Source organism: Erythrobacter sp. (assembly GCF_035194505.1).
Lineage (GTDB): Bacteria > Pseudomonadota > Alphaproteobacteria > Sphingomonadales > Sphingomonadaceae > Erythrobacter.
Window position 1 is genome coordinate 2,410,370 of the sequence record NZ_CP136573.1, and the last position, 15,264, is coordinate 2,425,633.

Sequence of the window (15,264 nt, forward strand, 5' to 3'; positions counted from 1 at the left end):
TTGAAACTATCTCGAATGCCGAGGGGATTATCCGCCATGAACGCGCCTACCAAAGACCTCTTCGACAACCCTGTCGGCCTCGACGGGTTCGAATTCGTCGAGTTCTGCGCGCCCGAGAAGGGCATGCTCGAACCCGTGTTCGAAGCGATGGGCTTCACCCGCGTGGCGCAGCACCGCTCGAAGGATGTGCACCTGTGGCGGCAGGGCGGCATCAACCTCATCGCCAATTACGAGCCGCGTTCGGCCGCGTGGTACTTCGCGCGCGAGCATGGCGCATCGGCCTGCGGCATGGCCTTCCGCGTGCGCGATGCGGCCAAGGCCTATGACCACCTCATCGCCAAGGGCGCAGAGCCAGTCGCGGTGCAGACCGGCGTCATGGAACTGCGCATCCCCGCGATCCGCGGGATCGGCGGGGCGATCCTCTATCTGGTCGATCGCTACGAAGGCGCGGACAAGGCGAACGGCCTCACCATCTACGACATCGATTTCGAATATCTGCCCGGCGTCGACAAGCACCCGGTGGGCGCGGGCTTCCACACGATCGATCACCTCACCCACAACGTCTACACCGGCCGCATGAAGTACTGGGCGGACTATTACGAGACGCTGTTCAACTTCCGCGAGATCCGCTTCTTCGACATCAAGGGCGAGTACACCGGGCTGACGTCGAAGGCGCTGACCGCGCCCGACGGCAAGATCCGCATCCCGCTCAATGAAGAAGGCGAGGGCGGCAAGGGCCAGATCGAGGAATTCCTGCGCGCCTTCAACGGCGAGGGCATCCAGCACATCGCGCTGATCTGCGATGATCTGGTGGCCTGCTGGGACCGCCTCCAGAAGCTCGGCGTGCCCTTCATGACCGCGCCGCCCGCGACCTATTACGAGATGCTGGCGGATCGCCTGCCCGGCCACGGCGAGGATGTGGACAGCCTCAAGATGCGCGGCATCCTGCTGGACGGGACGACGGAGGGCGGCAGCCCCCGCCTCCTGCTCCAGATCTTCGCGCAGGCGCAGGTCGGCCCGGTGTTCTTCGAATTCATCCAGCGCAAGGGTGACGAGGGCTTTGGCGAGGGCAACTTCAAGGCCCTGTTCGAAAGCATGGAGCGCGACCAGATCATCCGCGGTGTGCTCAATGTCGAGGAACCGGCACAATGACCCACCCCGTATCCCTGTCCGGAATCCACCACGCCGCCTACCGCTGCAAGGACGCCAAGGAGACGGTGGAATGGTACGCCCGCGTGCTGGGCATGACCTACACCACCGCCTTTGCCGAGGATCACGTGCCCTCGACGGGCGAGTATGATCCCTACATGCACATCTTCCTCGACGCGGGGAACGGCAACATCCTTGCCTTCTTCGAGCTGCCGAACCAGCCGGAGATGGGCAAGGATCCCAACACCCCCGCATGGGTGCAGCACCTCGCGCTGAAGGTGCCCTCCGAGGAGGCGCTGCTGGCGGCCAAGGCGCATATCGAGGCGCAAGGCATCGACGTGCTCGGCCCGACGCATCACGGCATCTTCAAGTCGATCTACTTCTTCGATCCCAATGGCCACCGCGTGGAACTGGCCGCCGATATCGGCACGCCCGATCAATATGCCGAGCTTGCCCGCGTCGCCCCGGTGATGCTGGAGGAATGGTCGCAGACCAAAACCGCCCCGCGTCATGCCGATTGGCTGCACGAGATTGCGCGGGCAGAACACGCGGCCAAGGCTTGAGGCCGGCTTTTTGATCTGACGCAAAGCGCCTGAGGCGCGACTCCCCCACCTTGGGCCATCCAAGAGGGGGAGTCGGCCCATGCGCATTCTGTTCGTTCATCCCAATTACCGTTCCGGCGGGGCCGAGATTGCCGGGACATGGCCGCCCGCATGGGTCGCCTATCTCTCCGGGCCGCTGAAGCGCGCGGGCTTTACCGACATCACCTTCATCGACGCGATGACCGAGGGGCTGTCGGACGAGGAACTGGCCGAGCGGATGGCCGCGCTCCAGCCCGATGTGGTCGGCACCACGGCCATCACCCCGTCGATCTACGCTGCCGAGCGCGTGCTGGAAGTCGCCGCGCTGACCGTGCCGCGCGCGGTGCGGGTGCTGGGCGGGATCCATGCGACCTTCATGTATGCTCAGGTGCTGGCCGAAGCCCCGCATATCGACGTGATCGTGCGCGGCGAGGGCGAGGAGATCGCAGTCGAGCTGTTCACGGCCATCAGCGAGGGCCGCTTCCCCGCCGAAGCCCGCGCGATCAAGGGCCTCGCCTTCCGCGAGGGCGAAACGGTGGTCGCCACCGAGGCCGCCGACACGATCAAGGACATGGCATCGATCAAGCCCGACTGGGACGTGCTCGACTGGAACCAGTACACCTACATCCCGCTTGGCACCCGCGTTGCCATCCCCAATCTCGCGCGCGGCTGCCCCTTCACCTGTTCCTTCTGCTCGCAATGGAAGTTCTGGCGCGATTACCGCGTGCGCGATCCCAAGGACGTGGTCGACGAGATCGAGGAGCTGCACGAGAAGCACGGCGTCGGCTTCTTCATCCTTGCGGACGAGGAACCGACCATCAACCGCAAGACCTTCATCAAGTTCTGTCAGGAGCTGATTGATCGCGGCCTGCCCGACAAGGTGAAGTGGGGGATCAACACCCGCGTCACCGATATCTACCGCGACAAGGAATTGCTGCCCTTCTACCGCAAGGCCGGCCTCGTCCATGTGAGCCTCGGCACCGAAGCGGCGGCGCAGATGAAGCTCGACCGGTTCAACAAGGAAACCAAGGTCGAGGAGAACAAGCAGGCGATCAAGCTGCTGCGCGATGCCGACATCTTCGTCGAGGCGCAGTTCATCGTCGGGCTCGACAACGAAACCCCCGAGACGCTGGAGGATACCTTCCAGATGGCGTGGGACTGGCAGCCCGATCTGGCCAACTGGGCGATGTACACGCCCTGGCCCTACACTCCGCTGTTCGAGACGCTGAAGGACCAGGTCGAGGTCCACGATTTCAGCAAGTACAACTTCGTCACGCCGATCATGAAACCCGCCGCGATGGAGCGCGGGGAGCTGCTCAACGGGGTGATGAAGAACTACCGGCGGTTCTACATGAGGAAGGCGCTGTTCCACTATCCGTGGCGCGGCACCGGCTTCCGGCGGCGCTATCTGCTGGGGTGCCTGTGGGCCTTCCTGCGCGCGGGCTTCAAGCGCACCTTCTACGATCTCGGCAAGGCGGGCTACTGGGGTCCGCAGACCGCCAAGAAAGTGGAGTTCCACTTCGACGAGAGCCGCGCCGCCGCGATCGATGCGGCGAGCGACTGGGAAACCGCGGCTGACCGCGCCGCGCAGGCTGCCGAGCGCCGCGAGGCCGTGCGCGAGCAGATGAAGCAGCGGGGTGAAGATCGCCGGCGAGACCGGATCGATGTCGACTGAGGCGCGCATCCTCCCGCGCCGCAGATCAGGCGCGCTGATCGGGCCCAATGCGGTGTTGCAGGCCGTGGCGGTGATGGAAGACCTGCTGGGGGCTGCCGAGACGCGCGCGATCCTGCTCGATGCGCAGATCCACGCCCTGCCTTCGGGGGAGGCGATGATCCCGGAGGTGCAGGCGCTGCGGCTCCACCGCTGGCTGGCGCTGCACGAGCCGATGGGCTGTCTCCACATCGCCGAGGAAGCAGGCGCGCGGACGGCGGATTACATCATCGCCAACCGCATCCCGCGCGCTGCCGCATGGCTGTTGCGCCGCCTGCCCGCGATGCTTGCCGCGCCGCTGCTGATGGCAGCGATCGGGAAGCATGCCTGGACCTTCATCGGGGCGGGGGTGTTTGTGCCGGACGGCGCATGGCGCTTCGCAATTGATCGCAGCAAGGCGGGCGATCCGATGGTGCCGCCTGACAGCCTGTTCCTATGGTACGCGGCGGTCTTCACCCGGCTCTACAGCCAGCTGGTGGCAGACGATTGCACCTGCCGGATGGTGGAGGGCGACGAAGGCCACCGCCCGCGCCGCAGCTACGCGATCACCCGCGCCTAGCGTCCCCCGCGGCGCTTGGCGTCGGCCTCGCGCTTGAGCTTCAGCAGTTCCTCGATGTCGACGATTTCGGCGCGGGCCTTCATCCACATGGTGCCGCCCGTGCCCCACGCCACCATCGCCACCAGATAGAGCGCAAGGCGGAGGTTGAAGGCCGGGCCTTCGGGCGTATTGGAAGCAAACCAGACAAAGCCGCCGGTGATCGGCGCCAGCAGCGCCATCCAGATCAGCGTCTGGCGCCACCCCTTGGCATTGCGCGGGGCGATCTTGAAGCTCCACCGGCCGTAACGGGTCAGGATAAAGGGCTTGTCTTCGTCACGCATCCTCGGCTCCTTCCTGCGATCCGCCCGCCGGGCGACCGCGCTTGGCGGCCTTGCTGACCGCCGCTTTCACCCCGCGCCGCGTCAGTGCTTCGCGCAGCAGCACCTCGATCTCGGCGTTCACGCTGCGCAGCTCGGCATCGGCGAGCCGCTGGACCGCATCGTGAAGCGCCGGATCGAGGCGCAGGGGAAAGGCTTTCTTGGTACTCATCACAGGTTCGTCAGTAGAGCGACCCTGCATTGACCACCGGCTGGGTGTCGCGCTCGCCGCACAGCACCACCATCAGGTTCGAGACCATCGCCGCCTTGCGTTCATCGTCGAGGTGGACGACGTCCTTCTCGCTGAGCTGGGTGAGCGCCATCTCGACCATCGTCACCGCGCCTTCGACCAGCTTCTTGCGCGCCGAGATGACCGCCTCGGCCTGCTGGCGGCGCAGCATCGCGCCGGCGATTTCGGGGGCATAGGCAAGGTGGGTAAGGCCGCATTCGTCGACCGTGATCCCCGCCACCGCCAACCGCTCGATCAGCGCCGCGCGCAGCTCCACGCCGACTTCCTCGTGGTTGCCGCGCAAGGTGACTTCGAGGTGCTCGATGTCGTCATAGGGGTAGCGCGAGCCGATCGAACGCACCGCCGCCTCGATCTGGGCGGTGACGAATTCGCGGTAGTCATCGACGTCGAACAGCGCCTGGGCGGTGTCGGTCACGCGCCACACCACCTGCGCGGCCATCTCGATCGGGTTGCCGCGCGCGTCATTAACCTTGATGGTCTGCGAAATGACGTTGTTGGCGCGCACCGCGATCTTCTTGCGGCCGAGCCACGGCAGCACCCAGCGCAGGCCCTCGTTGCGATCGGTGCCCTTGTAAGCGCCGAACAGCTGGATCGCTGCGGCTTCGTTGGGGTTGATCATGTAGAACCCGGTGAGGATGAACAGGCCGATGAAGCCCGTGATGATCGCGCCGATCATCAGGGTTCCATCCACCTGGGGATCAGGCGCAATCGCCCCGAGAAACAGCCATGCGGCCGCCGCGACCAGTGCGAGGCTGACCAGAAGCATCACATAACCGCTCTGCGTCGTCGCCGCGACTTCGCGGCTGCGATTGAGGGCAATCGGTTCAGAAGAGGACATGACGAATCTCCATTTGCGATATAATTATGATATCATATTTATATCAGATCGCAGCGCCGTCAAGCGGATTTGATCAAGCACAAAAAAGGCCCCCGGTGTCGCCACCGGAGGCCTCTTGTCTGTCAGCGCGTCGCTGCGGCTCAGGCGTGATATTTGGCCCAGGTCACATCGAAGCGATCGGCGTTCATCACCTTGTTCCACGCCGAGATGAAGTCGCACACGAACTTGCCCTCGTTTCCGGCTTCGGCATAGACCTCTGCCTGAGCGCGCAACATCGAGTTCGAGCCGAACACGAGATCAGCGCGGGTGGCGCGATACTTCTCCGCCCCCGTCTTGCGGCAGGTGCCGACATATTCCTCGTCGCCCGAACCTTCGACCGGTGCCCACTTGGTGTTCATGTCGAGCAGGTTGCGGAAGAAGTCCGGGGTGAGCGTGCCGACGCTGTCGGTGAACACCCCGTGCGAGGTGTTGCCGCTGTTCGCGCCGAGCACACGCATGCCCGCCACCAGCACCGCCATCTCGGGGATCGACAGGCCGAGGAGATGCGCCTTGTCGATCAGCATTTCCTCGGTGCGTACGACCGACTTGGTCTTGAGGTAGTTGCGGAAGCCATCGGCAAAGGGCTCCATCGGCTCGAAGCTGGCCGCATCGGTCTGTTCGGCCGAGGCATCGCCGCGCCCGCCGGTGAAGGGCACGGTGACGTCGAAACCGGCATCCTTGGCTGCCTTCTCGACCGCCGCACTACCGGCCAGCACGATCGCATCGGCCATGGAGAGGCTGCCGCGATGGGCTTCGAGCACACCCAGCACCTTGGACAGTTCCTCCGGATCGTTCACCGCCCAGCCGCTCTGCGGAGCCAGTCGCACACGCGCGCCATTGGCGCCGCCGCGATGGTCCGAATTGCGGTAGGTCGAAGCCGAGGCCCACGCTGCCTTCACCAGTTCGGAGACCGAGAGGCCCGAGCCGAGGATCGCTGCCTTGAAGCGGGCGACTTCGGCATCGGCAGGGGTGGTGCCGGCGGGCACCGGATCCTGCCAGATCAGGGTTTCGGACGGGACTTCCGGCCCGAGGTAACGCACGCGCGGACCTATGTCGCGGTGGCACAGCTTGAACCACGCGCGGGCGAAGGCATCGTCCAGTGCCGCCTGATCGTTCAGGAACTTCTCGGAGATCTTGCGATATTCCGGATCGTTCTTGAGCGCCATGTCGGCGGTGGTCATCATCGTCGGAACGCGCTTGTTGGGGTCACGCGCGTCGGGCGCCATGTCGGCCGGATCGGGGTTGATCGGCGTCCACTGGTTCGCGCCTGCGGGCGACTGCACCAGCTGGAAATCGTACTTGAACAGGATGCGGAAATAGTCGCCGCCCCACTGGGTCGGGTTGTTCGACCACGCTCCCTCGATCCCCGAAGTGGTGATGTTGCCGGTGGTGATCTCGTCCTGATCGACCAGCCAGCCGAAGCCCTGCAGGTGCAGTTCCTCGCTTTCGGGCGAACCGCCGAAGGTGTCCGACGGGGCCGCGCCATGGGCCTTGCCGAAAGCGTGGCCGCCGGCGACCAGCGCCACGGTTTCCTCGTCGTTCATCGCCATGCGGCCGAAGGTTTCGCGCATGTCGCGGGCCATGCCCTCGGGATCATGCGGGTTGCCCTGTGGGCCTTCGGGGTTGACGTAGATGAGGCCCATCTGGATCGCAGCGAGCGGGTTTTCGAGCGCGGCATTGTCTGTGGGACGGATGCGGGTGGCAACGCCTTCGTTGACCCACTGCTCTTCGGTGCCCCAGTAGACGCTTTCGGGCTCATAGACGTCCGCGCGGCCGCCGCCGAAGCCGAACACCGGCCCGCCCATCGATTCAATCGCGACATTGCCGGCGAGGATGAACAGGTCCGCCCAGCTGATGTTCTTCCCGTACTTCTGCTTGATCGGCCACAGCAGGCGGCGCGCCTTGTCGAGGTTGCCGTTATCGGGCCAGGAATTGAGCGGAGCGAACCGCTGCTGGCCGGAGTTCGCCCCGCCGCGCCCGTCACCGGTGCGATAGGTGCCTGCCGCGTGCCACGCCATGCGGATGAAGAAGGGGCCGTAATGGCCATAATCCGCCGGCCACCACGGCTGATCGTCGGTCATCAGCGCCGTGAGATCGGCCTTCAATGCGGCGTAATCGAGCGTGTTGAACGCCTCGGCATAGTCGAACTCCTCGCCATAGGGGTTCGCGCTCCGGCCGCCTTCGGTCAGGATGTCGAGCTGCAGCGCCTCGGGCCACCAGTCGCGGTTGGTGCGGCCCAGCAGATTGCGCATTTCGCTCGATCCGTGGAACGGACAGCCGCCGCTCATCTCTCCGGTTTTCGCGTCCATGTTTCTCTCTCCTCGCGTGTGCTTGTGTCAGACTCGCCCTTGATGGGGAGGCTATGAGAAGAAGATTACGCTTTCAGGATGGCGCGTCCAATCGATTAATGCGCGCGTTTTGATTGAGTGGGGCGATTAATCCGGGCCGCTCGGACCGCAAACGAAAACGGGCTCCCAGAATGGGAGCCCGCAAGGGCGCCAAATGAAACTGGCGGCCGCCCGCAGCGGAAGCGAAGCTGGATCGCCAAAGGCGAGCCACCCGACCTTCAGGTCGCATGAGCGAGGAAGCGCGCTCGCGGAGGCGCGCGCGCCCCAAGAAATCACGCCGCCTGCGCGATGGTCTCCACCGGCTCGTTGCGGATCAGGAAGTCGAACGCGCCCAGACCTGCCTTCGCGCCTTCGCCCATGGCGACGACGATCTGCTTGTGCGGCACGGTGGTGCAATCGCCCGCGGCATAGATGCCGGGGATGCTGGTCGCGCCGTGATCGTCGATCACGATCTCGCCGAACTTGCTGAGTTCCAGACCGATGTCCCGCAGCCATTCGGTGTTGGGGACGAGGCCGATCTGCACGAACACGCCTTCGAGGTCGATGCGGCGCTCGTCACCGCTGGCGCGGTCCTTGACCACGAGGCCGTTCACACGGGTGCCGTCACCCAGCACCTCGGTGGTCTGGCCGTTGGTGATGATCTCGACATTGGCCATCGAGCGCAGCTTGCGCTGGAGCACCTCGTCGGCGCGCAGCTTGGTGTCGAACTCGATCAGCGTGACGTGGCCGACGATCATGGCAAGGTCGATCGCGGCTTCGACGCCCGAATTGCCGCCGCCGATCACTGCGATGCGCTTGCCCTTGAACAGCGGGCCGTCGCAGTGCGGGCAGTAGGCAACGCCCTTGTTGCGATACTCCGCCTCGCCCGGCACGCCGAGATTGCGCCAGCGCGCGCCGGTCGAAAGGATCAGCGAGCGCGCCTTGAGGGTCGCGCCGTTGGCCATCACCACCTCGTGATAGCCGCCCACGTCCTTGGCCGCGCGCAGTTCCACCGCGCGGGCGAGGTCCATCAGGTCGATCTCGTATTCGCCGACGTGCTTTTTGAGGCTGTCAGTGAGCTTCGGCCCTTCGGTGTAGGGCGTGCCGGGGAGGTTCTCGATCCCGAGGGTGTCCATCAACTGCCCGCCGAAGCGCTCGGCCGCGATGCCGGTGCGGAAGCCCTTGCGCGCGGTATAGACCGCCGCCGCAGCGCCCGCCGGACCGCCACCGACCACCAGCACCTCGAACGGCGCCTTGGCGGCGAGCTTCTCGGCCTGCTTGGCGTCGGCGTTCTTGTCGAGCTTCGACAGGATTTCCGCCAGCTCCATCTTGCCGTTGTAGAAGGGCTCGCCGTTGAGGAAGGTCGCGGGCACGGCCATGATGTCGCGCGCTTCGACTTCGCTCTGGAAGGTGCCGCCCTCGATCAGGGTCGCGTGGATGCGCGGGTTCTCCAGCGCCATCAGCGTCAGCGCCTGCACGACGTCGGGGCAGTTGTGGCACGAGAGCGAGAAGAACATCTCGAAATTGTAGTCGCCCTCCAGCGCGCGGACCTGCTCGATCAGGTCGGCGTCAACCTTGGGCGGGTGGCCACCGGCCCACAGCAGCGCGAGCACCAGCGAGGTGAATTCGTGGCCCATCGGCAGGCCGGCAAAGCGCACCCACTTGTTCGCGTCAGACGCGCGGCGGATCACGAAGCTGGGCTTGCGGGCGTCCGTGCCGTCGAACCGCGCGGTGACGAGATCATGCAGGCCTGCGATCTGTTCGATCAATGCACGCGTCTGGCGCGACTTCTCGCTGTCATCCAGCGAGGCGACCAGTTCGATGCCTTCGCGAAGGTTGCCGAGATAGGTCTTGAGCTGGGCCTGCATGGCGGCGTCGAGCATGGGTGTCCTCCGGGCGCGGGTGAGCGCTGGGTCAAATCTGGGGAAGGGTAACGCGGGACCGGACGCCGCCCGCCGCTCGCCCCACAAAGGGGGGGGGAGTGGGCAAGGGGCAGGGACATCCGGTCCCGGCTACGACCCGAGGGCTTGGTGCTCTCGGGATTTTACAGCGGGCGCGCCTTGGGGGGGGAGGGCGGCGCGCCCGCCGGTCGGGTTAGATCTTGCCGACGAGATCGAGCGAGGGGGCCAGCGTGTCGCTGCCTTCTTCCCACGCTGCCGGGCAGACCTGACCGGGGTTGGCGCGCACATACTGCGCGGCCTTGATCTTGCGGGTCAGTTCGTTGGCATTGCGGCCGACGCCTTCGCAGGTGATTTCCATGATCTGGATCACGCCCTCCGGATCGACCACGAAGGTCGCACGGTCAGCGAGGCCCACGCCTTCGCGCAGCACGCCGAAGTTGTTCGACAGCACGTGGTTCTGGTCGCCCAGGAACGGGAAGGTCAGCTTGCCGATCTTGTCCGAGGTGTCGCTCCAGGCCTTGTGGCTGAAGTGCGTGTCGGTCGAGACGGCGTAGACTTCGACGCCCATCGACTGGAGGGTGGCGTACTTCTCGCCCATGTCTTCCAGCTCGGTCGGGCACACGAAGGTGAAGTCGGCCGGGTAGAAGAAGAACACCGACCACTTGCCAGCGAGGTCCGCGTCGGTGACGGTGAAGAAGTCCTTGCCCTTCTGGAAGGCGGTGGCGGTGAAAGGCTGGATGGTCGAACCGATGATACCCATGGGAGTTTGTCCTTATGTTGGGTTGAGGGGGAGAGGGTGGAAACTTGTGCTGCCCAAATAGGGATTATTGCGCTGCACAAAAGTTGATTGTTGCGATTGCACAAATCGCTTTTTCCAATCGTAGAGGCGGGAACCAATCGGATTTGTTGTTGGAAGACGGGATGCGGTGGCCCGCTGGCCGTCTGGTGGTGCCCGGCTTCGGCCTGTCCTCCATTGGTAATTTGCAATAATTGTTGCGTTAACACAACGAATCGCGTATCAGGATCGCATGACGAGGGAAATTCACAATCGAATCGCCATGTTCCGGGCTGATGCGGGATTGACCCGCCGCGAGCTGGCCGATGCCGTCGGGGTTAACCCCCAGACCATCGGCTTCCTCGAACGCGGTGACTACAAGCCGAGCCTGGAACTGGCGCTGTCGATTGCCGAGGTGTTCGGCGTGTCGGTGGAGTTGCTGTTTTCGTTCCAGCCGTTCCCCTCACTCTCGCAGGCTTTGCAGAAGGGACGCGAATGATGGATTATAGGAAGAACGGAGTGATCACGCGGATGGATCGGATCGCGATTGTGGTGACGGGCCAGGATGCCGGGACTGGAATGGCCCGGCGCGTTTCGATCCTAGCCAACCTGCTGTTCATCGCGGCCGGCCTCGCAGGCCTCGTCCTCACCGTACAAGGACAGAACGGCTTTTGGCTGGTGTTCGTCGCCATGGTCGCTGCGGGCAGTTATTCGGGGGTCCTCGAATACCAGCAGCGCGGCATGGCCCCGCGCGACGAGCGCGAGTGGGCTGTCTTCTGGAAGGCGATGGCGATCGGCGCCTTTGTGTCTTGTGTGCTTGTGGGACTCTGGGCGATGCTGCTGGGCTCTTTCGCCGATCAGGGGATGTGGTATCCAGACCGCTCGGAGGAATGGCAGGCCGCGGGGGTGTTTATCCTCGGGCTGATGGTTCAGATCACCAATATTGCCAAGGCGTGGATGACGCCGGCCTATGCGGCAGCGCTTGGCGAGGAGGATTGAACCTCATCCCACCTGCCCGCGATGCAGCAGCTTGTGGTCCGCCAGCACCAGCGCCATCATCGCTTCCACGACAGGCGTGCCGCGGATGCCCACACAAGGGTCGTGGCGGCCCTTGGTGACGACTTCCACCGCCTCGCCCGCGCTGTTGATCGATTCCACCGGGGTGAGGATCGAGGAGGTCGGCTTGAACGCCACGCGGCACACCACCGGCTGTCCGGTCGAAATGCCGCCTGCCGTGCCGCCTGCGTGGTTGGCGAGGAATTCGGGCGAGCCATCCGCGCCGGGGCGCATCCGGTCGGCATTCTCTTCGCCCGAGAGGCGCGCGGCCTCGAACCCGTCGCCGATCTCGACGCCCTTGACCGCGTTGATGCTCATCATCGCGCTCGCGAGATCGCTGTCGAGCTTCGCATAGATCGGCGCGCCCCAGCCTGCGGGGACGCCGGTCGCGACACATTCGACAATCGCGCCGAGTGATGATCCCGCCTTGCGCGCGGCATCGACCTTTTCTTCCCAGCGCTTGGCGGCTTCGGGGTCGGGGCAGAAGAAGGGGTTCTTGGCGATCTCGGCATAGTCGATGTTCGCCGGATCGATCTTGTCGCCGCCCAGCTCGCAGACATAGGCGGTGATGGTGACTTCCGGGATCACCAGCCGCGCCACGGCGCCCGCTGCCACCCGCGCCGCTGTCTCGCGGGCCGAGGAGCGCCCGCCGCCGCGATAGTCGCGGACGCCGTATTTCGCGTCGTAGGCGTAGTCGGCATGGCCCGGCCGATATTGCTGGGCGATGGCGCTATAGTCCTTAGACCGCTGATCGGTGTTCTCGATCATCAGGCTGATCGGCGTGCCGGTGGTCTTGCCCTCGAAGGTGCCGGACAGGATCCGCACCAGATCATCCTCGCGCCGCTGGGTTGTGAAGCGGCTGGTCCCGGGCTTGCGCGCGTCCATGAAGGGCTGGATGAACTCCTCGCTGATGGCGAGCCCCGGCGGGCACCCGTCAACGACCGCGCCCAGTGCGGGCCCGTGGCTCTCTCCCCAGGTGGTAAAGCGCAGCACGCGCCCGAAGGTGTTCCAGCTCATGGGGCCGTTCCTTTACCCAAACTCCCGTTCGTGTCGAGCGTAGTCGAGACACCTGCGCCCTTGCCTCTCGACTGCGCTCGAGGCGAACGGGGATTGTGGACGGGTTCGCTCTGGCCAAGCGAGCCCGAGTGAGGCAAGAACAAACCATGATTGCAAAGCTCTCAGGCAGGCTTGATGCGACCGGCGAGGACTGGGCGATCGTCGATGTCGGCGGGGTGGGCTACCTCGTCCACTGCTCCAGCCGCACGCTCGCCGCCTTGGGCGAGGTGGGCGAGGGCTGCACCGTCCACACCGAATTGCAGGTGAGCGAGAACGACATGCGCCTCCTCGGGTTCGCCGAGCAGGCCGAGCGCGACTGGTTCCGCCTGCTGACCGGCGTGCAGGGCGTGGGGAGCAAGGTCGGCCTCGCGATCCTCTCCGCGCTCTCGACCGGAGAGTTGCGCGACGCCTGCGGGAAGGGCGACGCGGCGATGGTGGCCCGCGCGCAGGGCGTGGGACCGAAGCTGGCGGGCCGGATCGTCAACGAGCTGAAGGACAAGGCCGGCGCGATGCCGGGCGGCTCGGGCGGGTTTGCGGTGAGCGCCGCTTCCGCCCCCGCAGGCAGCAAGGGCGCGGATGCGGCGAGCGCTTTGGAGAACCTCGGCTTCAAGCCTGCCGTCGCCGCACAGGCCGTCGCGCGGGCGCTGGAAGAACTGGGCGAGGGCGCGAGCGAGGGCGACCTGATCCGCGTGGCGCTGAAGAAGGCGGCTGGGTGATGCGGCGTGACTGACGACACCCCCCTCCACACCCCCACCCGCCAGCCCGGCGACCCGGACGCAGCCCTGCGCCCGCGCCGCTTGGCCGAATTCGTCGGGCAGGAGGCGGCCAAGGGGAACCTTGCGGTCTTCATCGCGGCCGCCCGCGCGCGGGGCGAGGCGATGGACCATACGCTGTTCTTCGGCCCCCCGGGCCTCGGCAAGACCACGCTGGCGCAGATCATTGCGGGCGAGCTGGGCGTGGGGTTTCGCGCCACTTCCGGCCCGGTGATCGCCAAGGCGGGTGATCTCGCCGCGCTGCTCACCAATCTCGAACCGCATGATGTGCTGTTCATCGACGAGATCCACCGCCTCTCGCCGATGGTGGAAGAGGTGCTCTATCCTGCGATGGAAGACCGCGCGCTCGATCTCATCATTGGCGAGGGGCCTTCGGCGCGCTCGGTCCGCATCGACCTGCCGCCCTTCACCCTGATCGGCGCGACCACGCGGCAGGGCCTGCTGACCACGCCTTTGCGCGACCGCTTCGGCATTCCGGTGCGGCTCAATTTCTACACCCATGACGAGCTTGACCGCGTGGTGACCCGCGCGGCGGGGCTGCTCGGCCTCGCTATCGATCCCGAGGGCGCGCGCGAGATCGCGCGGCGATCGCGCGGGACGCCGCGTGTGGCGGGGCGCCTGCTGCGCCGCGTGCGCGACTTTGCCGATGTCGCGGGCGCGGCCACCGTCACCCGCGCGGTGGCGGACCAGGCGCTCACCCGGCTGGAGATCGACCGGCTCGGGCTTGACCTGATGGACCGCCGCTACCTCGCCATGATTGCCACCACCTACAAGGGCGGCCCGGTGGGGATCGAGACGCTCGCGGCGGGCCTTGCCGAGCCGCGTGACACGATCGAAGAAGTGGTCGAACCCTTCCTCATCCAATTGGGTCTGGTGGCCCGCACCGCGCGCGGGCGCGTGCTGAATGATGCCGGCTGGGCGCATATGGAAATGACGCCGCCCCAGAATGAGTCGCCCGATTCTCTCTTGCGTCAGGCCGGCCTGTTTGAGGATGATCGTTAACCTTTGGGCTAACCGGCGCCCCTTTTTCGGTGCCAGTTCGGGACAGCGCCTTTCAAATCAAGCGGAATCCGGGCGATTCCGGCGCTGCGCGGGGCTGATCGACGGTTAACCCGATTGCCCCTTCGGCCTTCCACCCATCAAAAGGTTGACTGGATCAGGTGACGCCTGCGGACAGTCCGCGGGAGTTGCCACAGGCAAACAGGGTTAACGACTATGTCGCTCAAACTGGCCATCGCGAAGCTTTCTGCCGCTGCCGCAGGGGTGGCGTTGTTGCAGGGCGGCGCGGTGCGTGTGGCCGAACCGCTCAACACCGCCGCTCCGGATTTCTCGACCAATATCGACGGCAAGCTCATCGCAGTCGATCCGGAAACCGGCATGCGCTACATCAAGGGCGCCGAGCGGATCATTCCGGAAGAGCGTCGCCGCCGCATTGTCGAGCGCACGATCGAGTGCCAGCCGGTGGGCGCCTCGATGCCGGCCGGCGCGGTGCAGACCTATGTCAATGATGCGGAATGCCCGCCGCTGGCGCAGGTGGCCTATATGCCCGCGCCGCTTCCCCCGCTTCCGCCGGTTTCGGGCGGCGGCGGCATGGGCGGCGGCTGGGGCGGTGGCTTCGGCGGCGGCTTTGGCGGTGGCATGGGCTTTGGTGGCGGCTTCTTCGGCGGCTTCTTCGGTGGCGGCGGCTCGTCGTCGGGCGATGTTTCGGTCTCTACCACGACGTCGACCAGCGGTGGTTCGTCGTCTGGTGATGTCAGTTCCTCGACGTCCTCGGGCGGCTCGACCTCGGGCTCCAGCGGGATCGTGATCGACATTGATATCGACAACTCGACGTCGACCACCTCTTCCTCAGGGACGATCACCTCCACTACCACTTCGTCTTCGGGTCAGATC

General features: G+C 65.5%; 16 protein-coding genes. 8 read left to right on the forward strand and 8 right to left on the reverse strand.

Annotation, left to right across the window (positions count from 1 at the left end; all coding sequences use genetic code 11):
• Nucleotides 1–36: 36 nt before the first annotated feature.
• The 4 genes from hppD (at nucleotide 37) to bchJ (ending at nucleotide 4,000) form a co-directional block, all read left to right on the forward strand.
• Nucleotides 37–1,152, forward strand: coding sequence for a 4-hydroxyphenylpyruvate dioxygenase (gene hppD / locus RSE14_RS11840; RefSeq protein ID WP_324073914.1), 1,116 nt, complete (start codon nucleotides 37–39; stop codon nucleotides 1,150–1,152).
• On the forward strand, nucleotides 1,149–1,712 hold the full coding sequence (locus tag RSE14_RS11845; RefSeq protein ID WP_324073916.1) for a VOC family protein: 564 nt from the start codon (nucleotides 1,149–1,151) through the stop codon (nucleotides 1,710–1,712). Before hppD ends, RSE14_RS11845 begins: the two co-directional genes overlap by 4 nt.
• A gap of 79 nt (nucleotides 1,713–1,791) precedes the next feature.
• The gene (gene bchE / locus RSE14_RS11850) at nucleotides 1,792–3,405 is read left to right on the forward strand and encodes a magnesium-protoporphyrin IX monomethyl ester anaerobic oxidative cyclase (RefSeq protein WP_324073918.1); all 1,614 of its coding nucleotides are present in this window, start codon (nucleotides 1,792–1,794) and stop codon (nucleotides 3,403–3,405) included.
• Nucleotides 3,368–4,000 carry a bacteriochlorophyll 4-vinyl reductase gene (gene bchJ / locus RSE14_RS11855; RefSeq protein ID WP_324073920.1) on the forward strand — a complete coding sequence of 211 codons (633 nt, stop codon included), beginning with the start codon at nucleotides 3,368–3,370 and terminating at the stop codon, nucleotides 3,998–4,000. Before bchE ends, bchJ begins: the two co-directional genes overlap by 38 nt.
• On the opposite strand, the gene RSE14_RS11860 is transcribed toward bchJ, so the two are convergent.
• From RSE14_RS11860 to ahpC, 6 genes are all read right to left on the reverse strand, one after another.
• Nucleotides 3,997–4,320, reverse strand: a complete 324-nt coding sequence (locus RSE14_RS11860; protein WP_324073922.1) for a hypothetical protein — start codon at nucleotides 4,318–4,320, stop codon at nucleotides 3,997–3,999. The two genes, bchJ and RSE14_RS11860, sit on opposite strands and share 4 nt — an antisense overlap.
• Nucleotides 4,313–4,528: a type II toxin-antitoxin system antitoxin gene (locus RSE14_RS11865; protein WP_324073925.1), complete on the reverse strand. Its 216-nt coding sequence runs from the start codon at nucleotides 4,526–4,528 to the stop codon at nucleotides 4,313–4,315. Before RSE14_RS11865 ends, RSE14_RS11860 begins: the two co-directional genes overlap by 8 nt.
• 10 nt (nucleotides 4,529–4,538) lie before the next feature.
• Nucleotides 4,539–5,444, reverse strand: coding sequence for an SPFH domain-containing protein (locus RSE14_RS11870; RefSeq protein WP_324073927.1), 906 nt, complete (start codon nucleotides 5,442–5,444; stop codon nucleotides 4,539–4,541).
• 140 nt (nucleotides 5,445–5,584) lie between these two features.
• A complete protein-coding gene (gene katG, locus RSE14_RS11875) occupies nucleotides 5,585–7,792 on the reverse strand; it encodes a catalase/peroxidase HPI (RefSeq protein WP_324073929.1) in 2,208 nt (735 codons plus the stop codon).
• Nucleotides 7,793–8,103: 311 nt separating this feature from the next.
• Complete coding sequence (ahpF, locus tag RSE14_RS11880; RefSeq protein WP_324073931.1) at nucleotides 8,104–9,693, reverse strand: alkyl hydroperoxide reductase subunit F; 1,590 nt, start codon at nucleotides 9,691–9,693, stop codon at nucleotides 8,104–8,106.
• 211 nt (nucleotides 9,694–9,904) lie between these two features.
• Nucleotides 9,905–10,471, reverse strand: a complete 567-nt coding sequence (gene ahpC / locus RSE14_RS11885; protein WP_324073933.1) for an alkyl hydroperoxide reductase subunit C — start codon at nucleotides 10,469–10,471, stop codon at nucleotides 9,905–9,907.
• A gap of 298 nt (nucleotides 10,472–10,769) precedes the next feature.
• On the opposite strand from ahpC, the gene RSE14_RS11890 reads away from it, so the two are divergent.
• Entirely contained in the window at nucleotides 10,770–10,985 is a 216-nt protein-coding gene (locus RSE14_RS11890) for a helix-turn-helix transcriptional regulator (protein WP_324073936.1), read from the forward strand.
• A gap of 20 nt (nucleotides 10,986–11,005) precedes the next feature.
• Nucleotides 11,006–11,485 carry a hypothetical protein gene (locus RSE14_RS11895; protein WP_324073938.1) on the forward strand — a complete coding sequence of 160 codons (480 nt, stop codon included), beginning with the start codon at nucleotides 11,006–11,008 and terminating at the stop codon, nucleotides 11,483–11,485.
• Nucleotides 11,486–11,488: 3 nt separating this feature from the next.
• Here the strand turns inward: RSE14_RS11895 and aroC are convergent, their stop codons facing one another.
• Nucleotides 11,489–12,559, reverse strand: coding sequence for a chorismate synthase (aroC, locus tag RSE14_RS11900; RefSeq protein ID WP_324073939.1), 1,071 nt, complete (start codon nucleotides 12,557–12,559; stop codon nucleotides 11,489–11,491).
• A gap of 146 nt (nucleotides 12,560–12,705) precedes the next feature.
• Between aroC and ruvA the strand changes: the two genes are divergently transcribed.
• Complete coding sequence (ruvA, locus tag RSE14_RS11905) at nucleotides 12,706–13,314, forward strand: Holliday junction branch migration protein RuvA (RefSeq protein ID WP_324073941.1); 609 nt, start codon at nucleotides 12,706–12,708, stop codon at nucleotides 13,312–13,314.
• 6 nt (nucleotides 13,315–13,320) lie between these two features.
• On the forward strand, nucleotides 13,321–14,373 hold the full coding sequence (gene ruvB / locus RSE14_RS11910; protein WP_324073945.1) for a Holliday junction branch migration DNA helicase RuvB: 1,053 nt from the start codon (nucleotides 13,321–13,323) through the stop codon (nucleotides 14,371–14,373).
• Nucleotides 14,374–14,909: 536 nt separating this feature from the next.
• Here the strand turns inward: ruvB and RSE14_RS11915 are convergent.
• Nucleotides 14,910–15,239: a hypothetical protein gene (locus RSE14_RS11915; protein WP_324073947.1), complete on the reverse strand. Its 330-nt coding sequence runs from the start codon at nucleotides 15,237–15,239 to the stop codon at nucleotides 14,910–14,912.
• Nucleotides 15,240–15,264: the final 25 nt, after the last annotated feature.